The sequence below is a fragment of the Paenibacillus lupini genome (assembly GCF_011761355.1).
Classification (GTDB): Bacteria; Bacillota; Bacilli; order Paenibacillales; family Paenibacillaceae; genus Pristimantibacillus; species Pristimantibacillus lupini.
Window position 1 is genome coordinate 107752 of sequence record NZ_JAASRW010000003.1, and the last position, 18131, is coordinate 125882.

General features: G+C 43.4%; 13 protein-coding genes. All 13 read left to right on the forward strand.

Annotated elements, in window-relative coordinates; translation table 11 throughout:
- Positions 1 to 12 precede the first annotated feature (12 nt).
- Positions 13 to 1818 (forward strand): ABC transporter permease, encoded by a 1806-nt coding sequence (locus FHS17_RS10130; RefSeq protein WP_243865290.1) that lies wholly within the window; start codon positions 13 to 15, stop codon positions 1816 to 1818.
- Between the two features lie 2 nt (positions 1819 to 1820).
- Positions 1821 to 3011, forward strand: coding sequence for an ABC transporter ATP-binding protein (locus FHS17_RS10135; protein ID WP_167278305.1), 1191 nt, complete (start codon positions 1821 to 1823; stop codon positions 3009 to 3011).
- Positions 2983 to 3747, forward strand: coding sequence for a PHP-associated domain-containing protein (locus tag FHS17_RS10140; protein ID WP_167278306.1), 765 nt, complete (start codon positions 2983 to 2985; stop codon positions 3745 to 3747). The genes FHS17_RS10135 and FHS17_RS10140 overlap by 29 nt, the downstream gene beginning before the upstream one ends.
- Before the next feature lie 26 nt (positions 3748 to 3773).
- Positions 3774 to 4613, forward strand: coding sequence for a MurR/RpiR family transcriptional regulator (locus FHS17_RS10145; protein WP_243865291.1), 840 nt, complete (start codon positions 3774 to 3776; stop codon positions 4611 to 4613).
- Positions 4614 to 4808: 195 nt separating this feature from the next.
- The gene (locus tag FHS17_RS10150) at positions 4809 to 5414 is read left to right on the forward strand and encodes a hypothetical protein (protein WP_167278307.1); all 606 of its coding nucleotides are present in this window, start codon (positions 4809 to 4811) and stop codon (positions 5412 to 5414) included.
- Positions 5415 to 5962: 548 nt separating this feature from the next.
- Complete coding sequence (locus tag FHS17_RS10155; RefSeq protein ID WP_167278308.1) at positions 5963 to 7114, forward strand: hypothetical protein; 1152 nt, start codon at positions 5963 to 5965, stop codon at positions 7112 to 7114.
- 13 nt (positions 7115 to 7127) lie between these two features.
- Positions 7128 to 8870 (forward strand): ATP-binding protein, encoded by a 1743-nt coding sequence (locus FHS17_RS10160; protein WP_167278309.1) that lies wholly within the window; start codon positions 7128 to 7130, stop codon positions 8868 to 8870.
- A 49-nt stretch (positions 8871 to 8919) separates the two neighbouring features.
- Positions 8920 to 9435: a hypothetical protein gene (locus tag FHS17_RS10165; RefSeq protein WP_167278310.1), complete on the forward strand. Its 516-nt coding sequence runs from the start codon at positions 8920 to 8922 to the stop codon at positions 9433 to 9435.
- A 147-nt stretch (positions 9436 to 9582) separates the two neighbouring features.
- Positions 9583 to 12744: a DEAD/DEAH box helicase gene (locus FHS17_RS10170; protein WP_167278311.1), complete on the forward strand. Its 3162-nt coding sequence runs from the start codon at positions 9583 to 9585 to the stop codon at positions 12742 to 12744.
- 12 nt (positions 12745 to 12756) lie between these two features.
- Positions 12757 to 13143, forward strand: coding sequence for an 8-oxo-dGTP diphosphatase MutT (gene mutT / locus FHS17_RS10175; RefSeq protein ID WP_167278312.1), 387 nt, complete (start codon positions 12757 to 12759; stop codon positions 13141 to 13143).
- A 202-nt stretch (positions 13144 to 13345) separates the two neighbouring features.
- On the forward strand, positions 13346 to 14107 hold the full coding sequence (locus FHS17_RS10180; protein WP_167278313.1) for an NPCBM/NEW2 domain-containing protein: 762 nt from the start codon (positions 13346 to 13348) through the stop codon (positions 14105 to 14107).
- 307 nt (positions 14108 to 14414) lie between these two features.
- Complete coding sequence (locus FHS17_RS10185; RefSeq protein WP_167278314.1) at positions 14415 to 17129, forward strand: alpha-L-rhamnosidase; 2715 nt, start codon at positions 14415 to 14417, stop codon at positions 17127 to 17129.
- Between the two features lie 173 nt (positions 17130 to 17302).
- Positions 17303 to 18055, forward strand: coding sequence for a helix-turn-helix transcriptional regulator (locus tag FHS17_RS10190; protein ID WP_167278315.1), 753 nt, complete (start codon positions 17303 to 17305; stop codon positions 18053 to 18055).
- Positions 18056 to 18131: the final 76 nt, after the last annotated feature.

The window sequence follows — 18131 nt, forward strand, 5'->3', positions numbered from 1 at the left end:
GTGGAGAGAGAATTGGCGCAGCGAACAAGATTCCATAACCAAGCCCGCAACTGGCTGGCGAATCCCGTTCATCTGATCGGGATCGCCGCCCTCCTCTTTTTGGCGTATACGATTGTATGGCCAGTCCTGAAAATCATGTATACGACCTTCATATGGAGACAGCAGGATGTCCGTCTGACGGGAGAAGCGAATCCGGGGCATTTCACGCTGTATCATTGGGACCGCGTTCTGGCCAGTGATATGAGCATGAACTTGTTTTACAAGCCGATCTTGAATTCGCTTGGCGTTGGCTTCGCCGTCTCTGCGCTCTCCATGCTGATTGGATGCGGGCTTGCGTGGCTGGTGGTTAGAACGAATATCCCTTGGAAAAAGACGATCTCCTTCCTCGTGGTCATTCCGTATCTGCTGCCTTCGTGGATTATTTCGCAAGCGTGGCTCACCTTCTTCAAAAATGGCAAAATCGGCGGGACACCCGGCATTCTTGAAGCACTTGTCCATGTGTCTCCGCCTGATTGGCTGTCTTATGGCTTTGTACCGATTGTTGTTAGCCTATCAATTCACGACAGTGTGTTCTTCTTCCTGATCGTTGGGGCGGCGTTAAGCTCGATGAACAGTCAACTGGAGGAAGCAGCTAATGTGTCCGGGGCGAAAAGAATGACGATCCTGCGGCGAATTGTTTTCCCGCTAGTGATACCGTCGATTTTGTCGGGGTTCATCCTTATTTTCACCAAGGCGATCAGCTCTTACGGGGTTCCGGCACTGCTTGGCACGCCAGTGAACTTCTATATGATCTCGACGATGCTGTATTCCAGCATGCGTTCGCGGCTGACGACTGAAGCGAATGTCCTTAGCCTGACACTTATGATCATCTCGATTCTGACGATTTATCTAAACCAGAAGGTGATCGGAAGGCGGAGGAGCTTTGTAACCGTCACGGGCAAAGACAGCGCAAGGACATTAACGTCCCTTGGACGCTGGCGTTACCTGGCGGCGAGCGCGACGACAATAGGGATGATTATCATCTCCGTTGTACCGCTGCTTGTGCTGCTGATTCAATCCTTCATGCTGAAGGAGGGCAATTATTCACTGAGTAACCTGACGATGCATTACTGGTGGGGCGGCTCCAATCCGGACATTAATACGGGGGAGAAGGGTGTCCTGCAAAATCCTATTTTCATGCTCGCGCTGAAAAACTCTCTGAAAATCGCAGGAATAGCGTCCATTATCGCTGCAGTTATTGGCCTTATTTTAGGCTATGTGGTTGCGCGAGGCAGACAAACCTGGCTCGGGAGGGCAGTGGATCAAGTATCTTTCCTGCCATATCTCATTCCGGGCATCTCGCTTGCGGCTATCTATATCTCGATGTTTGCGAAGCCTACTTTTATTATTCCGGCCTTGTACGGAACAGTTACGCTGCTGATCTTAATTACGGTTGTGAAGGAGCTGCCGTTCACCGTGAAGGCGGGCAGCGCCTCAATGATGCAGATTGGCAAAGAGCTGGAGGAAGTAGCGCAGATCAGCGGAGCTTCCTGGTTCACACGTTTCCGAAGGATTCTGCTGCCGCTTAATCGCAAGAGCTTAGTGTCGGCTTTCCTCCTCGTCTTCATCGGTGCGATGAAAGAGATGGAATTGATCATCATGCTTATCACACCGCGAACGGAGACGCTGACGACGATTACCTTTTACTATGCCGAAAAAGGCTATGAGCAGCTGACCAACGTTATTCTGATGATCATCATCGCGATTGTCATTACGGTATATTTCCTCGCCGTGAAGTTCGGCAAAGCCGATCTGACGCAAGGGATTGGAGGACAATGAACATGAATGCAATCGAACTGCAAGGCATCCGCGTTGCGCTGGATGGGAAGCAGGTTCTTCAAGATATTGATCTTACCATTAAGCAAGGGGATTTCATGACCTTCCTTGGTCCTTCCGGCTGTGGCAAAACAACACTGCTTCGCACCATCGCCGGGCTCCAGCATGCGGATGCCGGGACAATCACAATCAGCGGTCGAGAGGTTGCGAACGGGGAGAAACGGTTCCATATGGAGCCGTCGGCTAGAAGGCTAAGTCTTGTTTTCCAAAGCTATGCGTTATGGCCGCATATGACGGTATTCGAGAATGTTGCGTTTGGCCTGCAGGTGCGGAAACTGGCGAAGGCCGACATACGGCGGAGCGTAGAGGCGGCGCTGGATAAAATGCGGATCGCCGAGCTTGTCGCGCGTTACCCAAGCGAGTTGTCCGGTGGACAGCAGCAGCGGGTTGCTATTGCGAGGGCGATCGTGACAGAGCCAGATATTTTGCTGCTCGATGAGCCGTTATCTAACCTCGATGCCAAGCTGCGTGTAGAGATGCGCGCCGAGCTGAAGCGGCTCCATCAGGAGCTGAACACGACGGTGATCTACGTGACGCATGACCAGCATGAGGCAATGACGTTGTCGACGCAGGTCGCGGTATTTTTCGGTGGAAGGGTTGTGCAATTAGATAAGCCGCGTGAATTGTATAAACATCCGAAGACGCTGCAGGTTGCCGAGTTCATCGGTAATGGAGGTATGCAGATGAACCAGCTGGAAGGGGTCATCCGGGCAGGAGGCGGAGTATGGGGAAGCCACCGGTTGGAGACACCAATTGCCGTTATGCCACTAGCGGAAGGTGATGGGGTGAACGAAGGGCTTGAAGAAGGGCAGGAAGTTGTCCTGACAATAAGGCCCGAGGATATCAAGCTGTATGAGACGAACCAAGCGGGAAGCCTTGGTGTAAGTGTATCGGCTGTATTCCCATCTGGAGCAGAGACATTGGTGCAGCTGGATGCCGGAGGATGGCAGCTCATGGCCCGTGTAATTGGGGAGACCGAATACGAGCCGGGAGATACTTTGTTCGCGGTGCTGCGCGAGCAGCAGATGAATGTATATGATAAGAAGACAGGCTTTCTAATGGAATTAAGCTACGCAACTACCAACAACCAACTGGGGGAATCAAGTCATGAAGATCGACTTTCATATTCACGTTAAACTTTCGAAAAAAACCAATTTCGAGATCGAGCATTTCAACAGCATGATTAATGAAGCAAAAGCACATGGTCTCGATGCTATTACGCTCACCGAGCACTTCAACACACACCGCTTTGAGGACGTATACGGCACACTAGATCAGCTCTACCCATGTAATAACCACTATTATAATGTAGCTGGGTTTAAGCTCTTCACTGGTATGGAAGTTGATGTTGCCGAAGGTGGTCATATCCTCGTCAGCGGACCAAAGGATAAGCTGCTCGAAGTGCATGCGGTGCTGAAGGAGCATCATCTGACAGCGGATCGTTTTATCGGGCTGGAGCAATTGTTCGACCTCTGCCATCCGCGTGGTCTCATGGTTATCGGCGGCCATCCGTTCCGTGAATCCAATCATTTGTATCATATCGATAAAGAGCTGCTGAAACGCTTCGACGCGTTTGATTTAAACGGAAAAGATCTTTATGAGATCGGCATTCAGGAAAATATCGCAAAAGTACTGACGCTCGGCGAAGAGCTTGGTGTACCTGTTATCGCGGGAAGTGATGCACACCAGATGTTCCAAGTGGGCTGTGTGTATAACGAGTTCGAGGGGGATTTTGAAACCGTAGCGGAGCTTAAGGAAGCAATTCGTGCTGGCGGCTACAAGCGGGTGATCTCGCCAAACCTCAATCTGCAAGTTCGCGCGGCGAACTACGTGAAGAAGCTGCTGAAGAAGAAAGTTGAAGTGGTAGTCTAACAGGGAGCGGACGGGGGAGAGTAGCAATGGCGATGATGCTATTTGATGAAACGAAGCTGACCCGCGGTCATCAACGGATCGCGGATTATATAAGTAAGAACATGGACGACGTACCATTTATGGTAGAAGAAAATATTGCAGCAGCCTGCGGCGTAAGCATCTCCACCGTCTCTCGTTTCTGGGCAGAAGTAGGATCGAAGAACCTGAAAGAATTCAAGCAGCGCGTCAAAGACGAGGCGCTGCTTTCCCCTGCTCGGAAGCTGCAGTCTGCCTTTGATAAAGTAGGCGGAGAAAGCGGTGCAGCTGCTAATGTGCTGGGAGTGGCGGATTACCTCCAGCAGTCCGCTGATCGTATCGATCAGGAGTCGTTCGATGCGGCTGTGGGATTATTGGCCGAGGCGGGCACCGTCTATATCTACGGGCCAGGCTCGGCTGAATGCTTAACGGCGTTAATGGACTTTAGATTGTCTCGATTTGGCGCTGATGTTCGCCGTTTAGATCGCGGCGGCCATGAGCTATTCGAGAGCATGGTGCCAATCAAGCCGCAGGACGTCATCGTCATTTTCGGCTTCGTCTCCGAATCCCCGGAGATGGCCGTATTATTGGATTTCGCCCACGACCGCGGCTGCCGCACCCTCCTCATCACCGACCTCGCCGTCAGCCCCATGCTCACCAAAGCCACCATCTCCCTCTTCACCGCCCGCGGCCAGCTCTGGGAGTTCCACTCGATGGTGGCTCCAATCGCCGTCATCGAGGCTCTGATTGTTGCGGTGGGGAAAGAGAGAGAGCAAGCTGCGCTTGCTGGGAGTGAGGAGCTGCATCGGTTGAGAAGGAAGTATTCGAAGTTGTTGCCGAAGCGGGTATGAGATAGCACTATTAAAGCTATGAAAGCGTAATGATTGATAAAAGCAATGATATAACTTGCTTAAAGTGAGTGATAAATAGGCTGTCCATTGTTGAAAATCAGATTAAAAAAATTTGGTGCAAATAACAGGAATTTTAAGGAAAATGTCGAATTAGGTAATTAGTTGCATGCTTATATGACCAATGGAGGTGTTATATTGCCCTATACTATTACTATACCAGATAGTTTCTTTAATGCGGAGGAACAGACTAAGCTATATATGCTATTTGGATCAACCGATCATGCTAATTTCGAACAGTCTCTTAATAAAATATGTCTTGCTGCACTGACAGAATATAAAGAAATGCTATTAGGTAAAGGGTTACCAACAAGAGCAGATGAGATAAAACAGCATAGATTATTTCACTTAATTGTATTTTTATTTCAAAATACCTTACCAAATGAGGCAGAAGTAAGTTCTATGTTTCAATTAACTGAGTCAGAGGCTAGAGCACTTATTAGGAATGTTAGAACGAGGTTTAGGTATCAACTTGATGGCCATATACAAAATACATTGAGAGATATTCTTCAACAGGCTGCCCTAGATACGACACAGACCGAATATCATGTAATTATACAATCTAATAATGTACTGGAAGAACTAAATCGAATTATTGACCAATACGGGCCTCATCTTGATCCAATAGCCCATGTTCGAGGAAGTGCAAAAAAATATAAAATTATGCCTGATACATATCACCTATTACAAACAAGACTTCTTCCGGCAGCACAAACAGCAGCCGCAAACCAACAACATTCATGAATATAGAGCAGGTTCTAGATAAAACGTTTGATGCAATTAGTTTACTCCTAGCATTTTCATCTATTTTATTTGGGATTAGATATCCCGAAGCTATCAAGGTATTAGACTTTATATTAGATCCTTATAAACCAATAGAATTTAAGACCAAAAGACAGGAAATCAGACGTACTTTGTGGCTTAAGTGGTTACCGGTGGTTGGTTTATCCTTCATTCCTACATATTCGATGTCCCCGATTGTAGTGGCTATAATAAGACAATCTAATTTAAGTCTCTTTCATTTTGAAACAGTTAGGACTGCCTTTTTTCTAACGTGGATTGTCTCTTTACTTTTCTTTTTTTCGTCTTTAGTATTTGCTATAAAAATGGGTTTGAAGGGATATAAAAATATATAAAAGTTACTAACATATCAATATCGCTTTAGCATAGAGCAATTGGAATAAAGGTCGGGCACGCTTTAGTGACCGGCCTAAGTTTATGCCTAGGTAAAAAACAAATAAGAGAGAGAACTAAGAAAAAAATGGAGGGTAATAACATGTGGAGGTATAAAAGTGGGAAATGATAGTGTCGTTGTTGAAGATAATTATGATGGTGGATACTACGCCATAAAAGGTTTCCTTTATCAGTTTGATTCAACTTTATTGACTATACTTAAAAATCCGAATATTGATGTAAAATTTGAACAAGTTCAGGATATTTCATATGAAGACTATGTTATACAAGTTAAGCATAAAGAATCTCAAACTTATTCAGATAGTAAAATTAGAAAACCCGTGTTACAACTAATGAATTTATTTCAAAAAGATACTGAGAAAAAATATGCTTTATATTGTTATTTTAAGGATAAGCCAATACTAGAAAAAAATTTAAAGTTGAGTGAACTGGATAGTATCTTAGGAGCAGAAAAAAAGAATTATAAGCGTCCATTAAAAATTAAGTTTATACAAAATTTTGTAATAAAATTTTCGCACGACTATAGCGGACAATTCCTTGAAACTATAGAATTAATTAAAAAAACATATAGTTGCAAAGATAATGAAACGGCTGTTTACTATCACTCTATTTTTCGTTCAAAGCTGTTGGAAATGGCTATACAAAATAGAGACGAGCGCCAGCTAAACAGCGGTTTGTTAAGTTCACTTTTAAGTAACGTCAAAAGCGTTGTATTTCACGCTGCATATGCTGATTATCTAAGCAAAGAGAAGTATGAGGGAATTGTTAAAAAAATGTTTTTTACTTTAAAAAAAATGAATATTGATAATTATGAGAGACTATTTATTATCCCAGTGGATGACATGAGCAATGAAATAGTTCTTTTAACTATCATTGGTAGAATTTTTCAAAAATTTCATCGTCCTGATAAATCTCCACCACCATACGTTGTGTTTAAAAACATAAAACTTGAGAAGTTAAACTTGATAAAAAGAACTTTAATAGATAGAGAAATCATATTTAATGATGGTACTTACTTTAATGGTGATAAGTTTAGATTAAACAAATTAACTTCGCATGATAAAAGTGTCATGGTAAAAATTGTTGAAAATAAAGAACTTGAAGAGATAATGTCAGCAGTTTCTTTTCAAGAAGTGTACCAATTCTATTTTGATTCTTTAACAATGATTAATGAAGAAAATCTTAAGAAATCAAGACACTATCAAATACAGATAGATGAAGTCGAGCAAATAACTAAAATGATAACATAGGGGGCATATTTAAATGGAGTATTTTGAAGTGGCAAATAAACTAGCGAGGGTTATTTCTGTACTTCCTAATAAAATTAAAATTGAAGTAAATGATATCGAGAGATTTAAATTGGAAAGTGAAAGGTTTTCAGTTGGTACTTATTTAAGGGTATCTGATAGTGAAGATTGTGCACTAATATGTATTATAGAGAACTTTTCAATTCAAAAAACTGAAAGAGGAATTAATGAGTATATATTAGAGGCAATGCCTATTGGTTTTTTAGATTCAGATGGTACTTTTACAAGGGGGGGGAACAATATTGCAATACCTCCCACAGATGTTGAACCTGCTAAAATGAGTGAAATTCAAGCTATATATGAGGCTGTTGAAACTGAAAAAAGATTTTGTTTTTCTTCATTGTCCCAAGATTCAAATATTAAAGTTCCGGTAAATGGAAATAAATTCTTTAATAAACATATTGCAGTTGTAGGCTCAACTGGTTCGGGGAAATCGCATACTGTTGCAAAAATTCTGCAGAGTGCTATTTCCGCAAGAGAAGAAGATAATGATTTCCAAGGTTTAAATAATTCGCACATAGTTTTATTTGATATACATTCGGAATACCTAACTGCATTCCCTCAGGCTAATTACATTGACATTAACAATTTAGTTCTCCCATATTGGCTCATGAACAGTGAAGAACTACAAGAATTATTTATAGATACAGAGGCAAATGACCATAACCAACGGAACGTATTTAAAGAGGCTGTAGTACTTAACAAAATAAAACATAACCCAACAGTCAATCCTAAACATATTACATATGATGCTCCGTATAAATTTAGTGTTAATGAAGTACTCATCTATATTCAAAACAAAAATAATAATCGTAAAAATAAATCTAATAAAATTGTTTGGAAAGGCATCGATGATACTGAAGAACTTGTAATAAACCAAGATAATATTAACTTGATGTTTGAACATATATTAGAACCTGCCTCCTCTGCAAGCTCCAATGGTCCAAATTATGGGGATTTTTTAAATTTTATCTCTAGGATGGAGAATAAGCTTAATGATGAGAGGTTAGCTTTTTTATTAAGGAATAAGGCCGAGGCCATCGGATTTAGAGAAGCGATTACTCAATTTTTAGGGTATGATGTAAAAAATGGATCTGAAACAAACAATCATAATATGACTATTATTGATTTAAGTGGAGTACCTTTTGAGGTCTTAAGTATTACTGTTTCACTTATTTCTCGTTTATTATTTGAATATGGTTATTATTTCAAAAAGAGTTTTAGTAATGATACTGATAAAACACCTTTGTTGCTTGTCTATGAAGAAGCACATAAATATGTTCCGAAAGTCCAATCAGCAAGGTATAATTCTTGCCGCGTCTCTATTGAACGTATAGCGAAAGAAGGTAGGAAGTATGGTGTCTCAGCAATGATAGTTAGTCAGAGACCCTCTGAAATATCGGAGACTATATTTTCTCAGTGTAATAATTTTATTGCAATGCGATTAACCAACCCAGATGATCAAAACTATGTTAAACGTTTATTACCAGATAACTTAGGCCCTCTTACAGATTCACTTGCGACCCTAAAAGAAGGTGAGGCCATACTAATTGGTGATTCCATTATAATGCCTTCACTTGTTACTATTGATAAGTGTGAACAAACACCTTCGTCGAATGATATAAATTATTTGCAAGAATGGAAAAAGCCTTGGAGCCAAGTAGATTTTGAGGCATTAGAGAGCAGTTGGATTAACTAAATAGATAAACAATAGATTTGAGGTGGGGACTGTAAAGGAATTAATAACCATGTTTGAGAAAGCCAATAATTTATTTCTTTTAGAGCAGAGTAAATTAATCATAAGTGGAGTTTCTGAACGAACACTATGTGGAGCATTAATGATTTATCTTCATGATCAAATTAAAGAAACAACGTACTCAGGTTATTATGTGGATATTGAGTATAACAGAAACAATGGGAAATTAAAGACGATTATAAATGAGAATGTTGAAGTTATACGGATAAATTGCGATATAATAATTCATAGTAGGGGAGAAAACATCAATAAAGATAATTTAATTGCTATAGAGATGAAGAAATCAGTTAGTGGAAAAAAAGAAAAAATTAAAGATAAGAATAGGTTAATTGCTTTAACTAAAGATAGCTTTGATGACATATGGGCATTTGATGGAACAAATTTTCCCGAGCATGTTTGTGGATACAGACTAGGGGTTTATTATGAAGTCAACGCTGTAAATAGGAATGTATTAATTGAATATTACCTAAAAGGGAAGTTGTTTATTACAAAAGAGATTGTTTTTTAATTTGCTTTTTTATTTCCTGTATTATTTCTCTAGCATCTACTGATTCTTCTTATGGTCAGTAGATGTTTTGTTTTTTAAGGTATTAAGTTTTTTTTATTTTCTACTGCATATTTGAAAATAATTAAAACTATTTTTGAGGTGCTCCCCATGAAACAAGGTCTCTACGAACAACTCATCAACAACGTAACCTTACAGCAGCTAACTTCACTGGACACCTCTGCTTATGACATTGGTAAAGAAGCACTCGATCCAGAAGAAGCACGAAAGCTGCTTTCCAACTATATTGCTACCGTTACACGCAGGGCCTTAAAAGCCGTACGGGAGAACTCCGACACTGACGAAGAAGCTGTGCTCGCCCAGGTCCGTGCTTGTAACGACATTATCTCTACTCTCAAAAAAACATTAGACCAGCAAGACTATGAAGAGTTGCAGCTCGCTGAACAAGGGGAAGTGTTGACCTATGTTTATGCAAAGCTCAACTCTATTCGTGCTGTTAAAGAAGAGAAGGTGCTTCGCCCGACAACTCCTTTGTCACAGAGCTCGCTCTTTACAGGCTCACATGCCGAGCCCAACATGCTAAGCGAACTGAAGCATGAGATCCTGACTTCGGATAGCATTGATTTCCTAGTGTCCTTCATCAAGTGGAGTGGGCTCCGTTGTATGATTGAGCAACTCGAGCAGTTTACGTCTAGAGGCGGGAAGTTTCGGGTCATTACAACCACATATATGGAAGCGACAGATTATAAGGCAATTATGGAGCTGAGCAAGCTGCCGAATACGGAGATCAAAATCTCCTACGACTCCACTCGGACGAGGCTGCATGCGAAGGCTTATGTCTTCAAGCGGGATACCGGTTTTACGACGGCATATGTGGGTTCTTCGAATCTTTCCAATCCGGCTCTTACAAGTGGTCTGGAATGGAACCTGAAGGTGACCGAGAAGGATTCCTATGACGTTCTCAAGAAGATCGAAGCTACTTTCGAGAGTTATTGGAATGATCGAGAATTCTCTGCATTCTCAGGAGACAACCCTATCCATGAGGAACAACTTAAACAAGCCTTGGGCAAAAATCACTCCAAAGACCAAGCCCAAGATGCGATGTTCTTCAAGTTCAGTATCCAGCCTTATGATTACCAGAAGGAGATTCTTGAGAAGCTTGAGGCGGAGCGGACGTTATATGGCAGGCATAAGAATTTGCTTATAGCAGCAACTGGCGTAGGCAAAACGGTCATTTCGGCTTTTGACTATCGACGATTTGCTCAGCGTAATCCGCAACGTGCGCGACTCCTGTTCGTTGCTCATCGCGAGGAGATTCTGAAGCAAAGCTTGGACACGTTCCGTTTTATTTTGAAGGATCTGAACTTTGGGGATCTGCACGTGGGCGGGAATCAAGCGAAGGCGCTTGATCATCTTTTTATAAGTATTCAGAGCCTGAACTCGATGAAGTTAACGGAGATTACGACGCCGGATTACTACGATTTTATTATCGTCGATGAATTCCACCATGCGGCAGCACCTTCTTACCAGAAGCTGCTAGCCCATTATCAGCCTCAAATCCTATTGGGCTTAACGGCTACGCCGGAGCGGATGGATGGCAAGGATCTTCTACGCTATTTTGATGATACGATTGCGGCCGAGATCCGGCTGACCGATGCCATTGATCGTAAGCTGCTAAGTCCTTTTCAATATTTTGGCGTAAGTGATCATGTGGATCTCTCGCAGGTGAAGTGGACGAGACGTGGGTACGACCAGTCCGAGCTGGAGAACCTGTTTACCAACAACAAAATCCGTGCGACCCAAATCATTAACAGCTTGAAGAAGTATGTGACCGATCTTGATGAGGTAAAAGGGCTTGGTTTCTGCGTTGGAGTCGAGCATGCACTTTATATGGCAAAGGTGTTCAATGAAGCTGGTCTTCCTTCCATTGCTTTGCATGGTGGTTCGAGTGATGGGGATCGGGATCAGGTAAAGGGCCGGCTTGTCCGTGGCGAGATCAAAATGATCTTTGTCGTAGACCTCTACAACGAAGGTGTAGATATTCCGGAAGTAAACACGGTTCTGTTTCTTCGTCCAACGGAAAGCTTAACCGTATTCCTTCAGCAGCTAGGTCGGGGATTACGTCTGGCAGAAGGCAAAGAGTGCTTAACTGTGCTAGATTTTATCGGACAAGCTCATAAGGAATATAACTTCCAGGACAAGCTTCGAGCCTTACTCGGCAAGACGAAGCATTCTGTTCAACACTACGTGGAGAATGGCTTCTCTAGTCTCCCGAGAGGCAGCTTTATTCAATTGGAGAAGGTTGCTCGCGACTACATCCTTAAGAGCTTGAAGCAAGCGACTAATAACCGTCGAAGCTTAATTCATAAGATGAAGTATTTTGAAGGGGACACGGGGCAAAAGCTTACCATCGCCAATTTCCTGCGTTATCACGGACTTAGCATTCAGGAGTTATATGGTGGCCGGACAGGTAACCGCACCTTCCGTGGTTTAATGGTAGAAGCAGAACTTATGGAGCCATTCGAATTCGAAAACGGTGAGTATTTAACGAAGCGAATTCCTGCCCTGTTAAGCCTCAATTCACGGAGACTATTGCGATTTCTTATTGCGTATCTCTCTGGGGAAAAACAAGCCGTTACCGAAGAAGAGCAACTTATGCTGAATCTGTTCTATTATACGTTTTATCGGTCTGAGCCTAAGAAGCATGGCTTCGAGACAATAGAGCAAGGCATTCGGTCCATTGTGGCCTGTCCACAGTTCCGTGAGGAGATAATAGAGATTCTTCAATATAACGAGTCGCATATTAGTTTCGTTGATGAGTCGAATGCCTTCCCATATTCTTGTCCTTTAGATGTGCATTGCAGCTATTCTACGGATCAGGTGCTTGCCGCGTTTGGTTATTGGAATGAGGAGAAGTCACCAGCTTTTCGTGAGGGGGTCAAATACTTCGACGACAAAGAAACGGATATTTTCTTCATCACATTAAATAAGTCAGATAAAGATTTTTCGCCTTCTACGCTCTATGAGGACTACGCGATTAACGAGCGGTTGTTCCATTGGCAAACACAGAGCCGTACGTCTGAAGAGTCGAAAACCGCACAAAGATATATTCATCATCGTCAGCTCGGGACTCGTATTTGCTTGTTTGTTCGGGAATACAAGGAAGAGAATAACTACACTTCTCCATTTGTTTTCCTGGGTGAAGCGGAGTATGTCAGACATGAAGGCAATAAGCCAATGAGCTTCGTGTGGAGGCTCAAGACAGAAATGCCGCCAGCCCTTGTGCCAGCGGCGAACAAAGCGATTGTTTAGGACGTGAAGGATATGATTGAGGTTGCTGCAGCTATTATAGAAAATGGGCAAGGTCAGATTTTAATCGCGAGAAGGAAGCAAGGGAAGTCGCAAGCGGGCATGTGGGAGTTCCCCGGCGGCAAGATTGAAGTGGGCGAAACAACAGAAGATTGCCTGAGGCGGGAGCTGCTTGAGGAGATGAACATCGGGATCAACCCTTACGCGTATTTCGGGGTCAATGATCACCACTACGGCTCCACGCATATCCGTCTTATTGCTTACAAAGCGACTTTCATGAGCGGTGAGATTGAATTAGTCGATCATGATGAGTACCGCTGGATCAATATCGCGGAGCTCAAGGAGTTTACTTTTGCCCCGGCAGATATTCCGTTCGTAGAGATGCTGGAAGAAGGGGAGTAGCATGGAGGTTAAGGAGCTTACCAATAAAATAGCAACATACTTATTGCAGAGTAGCCTGTTGACAATTGTCAATAGGCTTTTGTTTATTTTAAATGTTATAAACATTACACGTGAGTTATTAAGGAATAAAGTAATTTCCTATAAAAATTTACCAGTAATTAGCCGATAGTTATTTGTGAATACAAATTATGGGGGAGTTAAAATGAAAGACAAATTCAAAGGTTTATTTGCTGGCTTGCTATTGGGGACAATGATTACAGGTGGCACAATCTATGCTGCAAGCACTAAGAGTATTCAAGTTACGTTTGACAATTTTAAATTTATGGTAGATGGGGTGCAAAAGAAGCCTTCAACGGGACAACCATTCTTCTATCAGGGATCAACTTATGTTCCATTAAGATTTGCAGCAGAAGCTACAGGGGAAGATATTCAATATGACAGCAAGAACAAAACCATTTGGATAGGAAAAAAAGTAGGAAGCTTTAAATATTTATCTGAAATGGATTATGCTAGAGCAGAGGGCATTGCAACAAAGATGGATACGTCAGGCTTTTATCAACAATTCTTCGTCGATCATTGGAATGATACTTTTAATAGTCAGCACGGATCTTTGAAAATAGCTAGTAAGGAGTATCTTCACGGTTTCGCAGCAGACCTAGGTCGTGTTTATGAGGATGAGACTGCAACCCTCTATTACAATTTAGATGGCAAATACTCTAAATTAACAGGATTTGTCGGAATTGACGATATCTCTAAAAATTCAGCTAGTTCGGGCTATTTGACTATATATGGGGATGATACAGAATTGTATAAAAGTAATGGCCTGGTAGGAGGAGACTACGCGGTACCTGTAGATATTGATTTAAAAGGAGTCGCAAAACTTAAAATTGAATTTAGCATTAATATGAATGGTGATAATGATTCTGCGGCAGTAGATCTCGTTGAGGCAAAAATCATTCAATAAATTAGAGTAATTGATTAACTTATCTCTCTAGAGGGATTATTCATTACGTGCGCTTATCCATCATCACAACAGTCAGATAGTTCGACATGAATACAACTACGAGAGTCGAAATAATAATAGAGTGTCACGCAATCAGTAGATCTGGTTCGCGTGACATTTTTTAGTTTGTATACGTTTTATGGTTTAACCATTGAAGTTAGTATGTTATTATGTGGGTATTAATCAACATATGTGTATACTAACTTATCTTTTTTTTGAAAGCGAATACATTTCTTTTATCCTTAATCAGTAGAAGGGGACTACGATCATGGAAAAGATTATTCGATTGCGGTGCGAGTATAATTACAATCCTATTGGCGTGCAAACAAGGAAGCCTCGTTTTAGTTGGGAACTTAACAGCTCCAAACGCGGTCGCAGGCAGGCTGCCTATCAGATTATCGTATCCGAGAATGCTGAGGATGGCCTCTCTGGGATCGGCGAGCTATGGGATTCCGGAAAAGTTGATTCTGCGGATACCTTCCATATTGCATATGCGGGCAAGGCACTGGTTAGCGGTCAACGTTGTTACTGGACGGTCAGATGTTGGGATCAAGATGGAGAGTTGTACGAGGCTGACACACCTGCATTTTTTGAGATGGGTATCCTCAGCCCGAATGAATGGACCGCACAGTGGATTGGGGCAGACGAGACGATCGCAGCTCCATTATTCAGGAATACCTTTCATATTGAAAAGGCAGTCAAGCAGGCTACCGTGTTCGTGTCTGGCCTTGGTTACTTTGAGCTTTATATGAACGGCAATCAGATGGGGGACCACGTCCTTGTTCCGAACTGGACGGATTATGATGACCGCCAAATCGAAGGTTTGCTGTATCCTTTCAATGATCGAACTTCCAAGCGGATCAATTATATGCAATATGCTGTGACAGGCAATATCCAGCAAGGTGAGAATGCGATTGGAGTTATGCTGGGGAATGGTTTCTACAATCAGACGGAAAGAACCGTTGAAGGAACGATGAGCTATGGCGCTCCTAGGCTGATTTTGCAACTAGTCATTACGTATGAGGATGGTACGGTAGACTGCATTCGCAGCGATGACAGCTGGAGGAGCAGTTCTGGACCGATTGTATTCAATAACGTCTTCTACGGTGAAAAATATGATGCGAGACTTGAACAGCCTGGCTGGTCAGGAATTGGTTTTGCTGATTCTTCTTGGAACAATGCCCGTCTTGTCCGTGCTCCGCGCGGATTGTTAACGGCTCAAATGTCTCCTCCGGATAAAAAAATCAGCACTATCGTTCCTGTCTCCCGTATCGAAGTGCAGCCTCATGTCTATGTATTTGATTTCGGTCAAAACTTCTCCGGCTGGGTGCGCGTTCGCATGCAGCAAGGGAGTGCCGGGCATCAGATCACGCTGAGGTTTGCAGAGAATTGCAACGATGATGGCGCACTTGATACGTTAAGCTGCGGAGGAGGCGACCAAGTTCAGGCTGATACCTACATCATGAAGGGGCAAGGAATAGAGCAATACGAGCCGCGATTCGTCTGGCATGGTTTTCGTTATGTGGAGATCACCGGCTATCCCGGCATACCGGAGCTGACGGATCTCGATGGCATCGTTGTACATGCAGCTGTTGAACCTATCGGTGAATTCACTTGCTCTGAACCATTACTGAATCAGGTGCAGAACGCTTATCGTTGGTCGCAGCTTACCAATATGCATGGGGGCGTGCCAAGTGATTGTCCGCATCGTGAACGGCTAGGATATACAGGTGATGGGCATTTAACCGCTGAAGCGGCTGGTTATAACTTTGATATGGCTGCATTTTATACGAAGTGGATTGAAGATATTAGTGATTCGCAGAACAAGGAGACAGGCTTTGTCCCACATACGGCTCCGTTTAATGGGGGCGGAGGTGGCGTAGCTTGGGGGTCCGCTTATGTCATCATGCCGTGGATGATGTATCACACATATGGAGATCGTCGCTTGCTCGCTGAACATTATGAAGGTATGAAAAGCTGGATCAGTTATTTGGGCACCCGCAATCAAGGAGGTTATCTGGTCGAGTACGAAGAGCCTGACAGCTGGTTTTTGGGGGATTGGTGTATCCCTGGGGAGAATAAGCTTCCCCCTTTACTCGTGAGCACTTTCTATTATGCTTATACGGTGAATATGATGTCCAAGATTGCTGGGGTGCTGGGTCAAAAAGAAGATCAAGAGCAGTACAAGGAGCTGTTTGGTCACATATGTACATCGTTTAATGAGACGTTCTTTAATCCTGAAACGGCTTGCTACTCCATTGGGCGGCAGGGGGCCGATCTGTTCCCGTTCATTCTGGGTTGTGTTCCCGAAGGGTATGAAGATAAAGTGTGGCAGCGGGTATTGAAGCATTACCGTGAAGATCTGAATGGGCATTTGGATACGGGTATATTCGGCACTTCCTTCTTGTTCGACCTGCTGAGTGAACGAGGGGAGACGGATTTAGCATTGGGAATGGTGCTGACTAGAGATTATCCCGGCTACGGATATATGATCGAAAAAGGTGCCACCACCCTATGGGAATCATGGGATGGTCACGACTCCCATAATCACCCGATGTTCGGAAGTGTCAGTGCTTGGTTTTACAAGCATTTGGCTGGATTAGCGCCGCACCCTGAAGCTGTTGCTTTCGATCAAGCTGTCTTCAAGCCGTTTCGCGTTGAGGGCTTAAGCCATGCATCTGCTTCGATCCATACCATTCGTGGGCAGTATGCCGTTCGTTGGTCCACGGAAAACAGGGGCAGCTGGGAATGCGAGTTAAAGATACCGCCTAATTGCTCTGCAGAGGTCTATTTTCCACTAAAAAGTCGTGATGCCCTTATATCTTCGATTATCGAGCAAGGAAGCGACCAGACCATTTGGCCTCGACCTGATGATTCGGACAATATGGCCGATTCAATCCAATTGAGGCTGGATACGAACGATGTGGTTATCGTTCTTGGTTCAGGCAGCTACGTGTTCCAAGTGACAGTTAAGCCTGAGTAAATCTTGCCTGAACCATCCTTTGGTTCAGGCATTTTTTCAAGGAAACGGGCTTCCCTTGATCGAAGCCTGTGCTTATTTCCTTCTACAATGTTTGGCCTACCCCAAGAGAAAAACCCCGGTCTTTCTCTTTTTTGCTATACTGGGACTAACTTCCGAATACAAGGAGGACCCTCATGAACTGCTCCTTTGATTTTCTGTATCATTTTGTCCGGGAGGCGGACAGCTTTATCGACTTTCATACGCATGCCAGTTATGAGGTGGTTTATTACATCAGCGGCAGCGGCACGACGCAAATCGGTAAATCTGTCTATACATATGCACCCGGAACGTTTACGATCATTCCCCCACACACGAAGCATAATGAATATCGCCATACCGAAAGCGAAGTGTTATTCGTCTGCTTCTCCTACGATAACGCTATGTTTAACCTCATTAATGGACTATATATCGATCATGACCGCAAGCTGGAGCAGCTGCTTCGGGCGATGCAGGAGGAGCTTGGCAGCAAGCGAAATTATTATCATCTGACGCTGCATGGCCTTCTCTGCCAGGCGATTGCGGAGATCGGCCGCTTGGTGGATCCCGCGGACAGTGGAACAACTAACGATAAAGTTAACTATGCTAAAAATTTTCTGGAGCAGTATGCGTCGGAATCCATTGATCTTCAGGCGATCGCCAGCAGCTTGGGGTATAGCTATGACCATTTTCGTCATTTCTTCAAAAAGGAGACCGGCTACTCACCTAACCAGTTCGTGATACGGAAGCGGGTGGAGAATGCCAAGGCGCTGCTCCTTCACTCCGAGAAGTCGATGATTGAGATTGCGCATGAATGCGGGTTTAGCAACGCACCGCAGTTCAGTATGCTGTTCAGCAAACATACCGGTGTAGCTCCCCGTGCTTTTCGAATGGATAACCAGATCGTATAAGAATACAGCCGAATTCGGCTAGTTTCAGCCAGCCTCTCTATTTATGATGAGAATAGATGTACTATTCTTAAGCAAA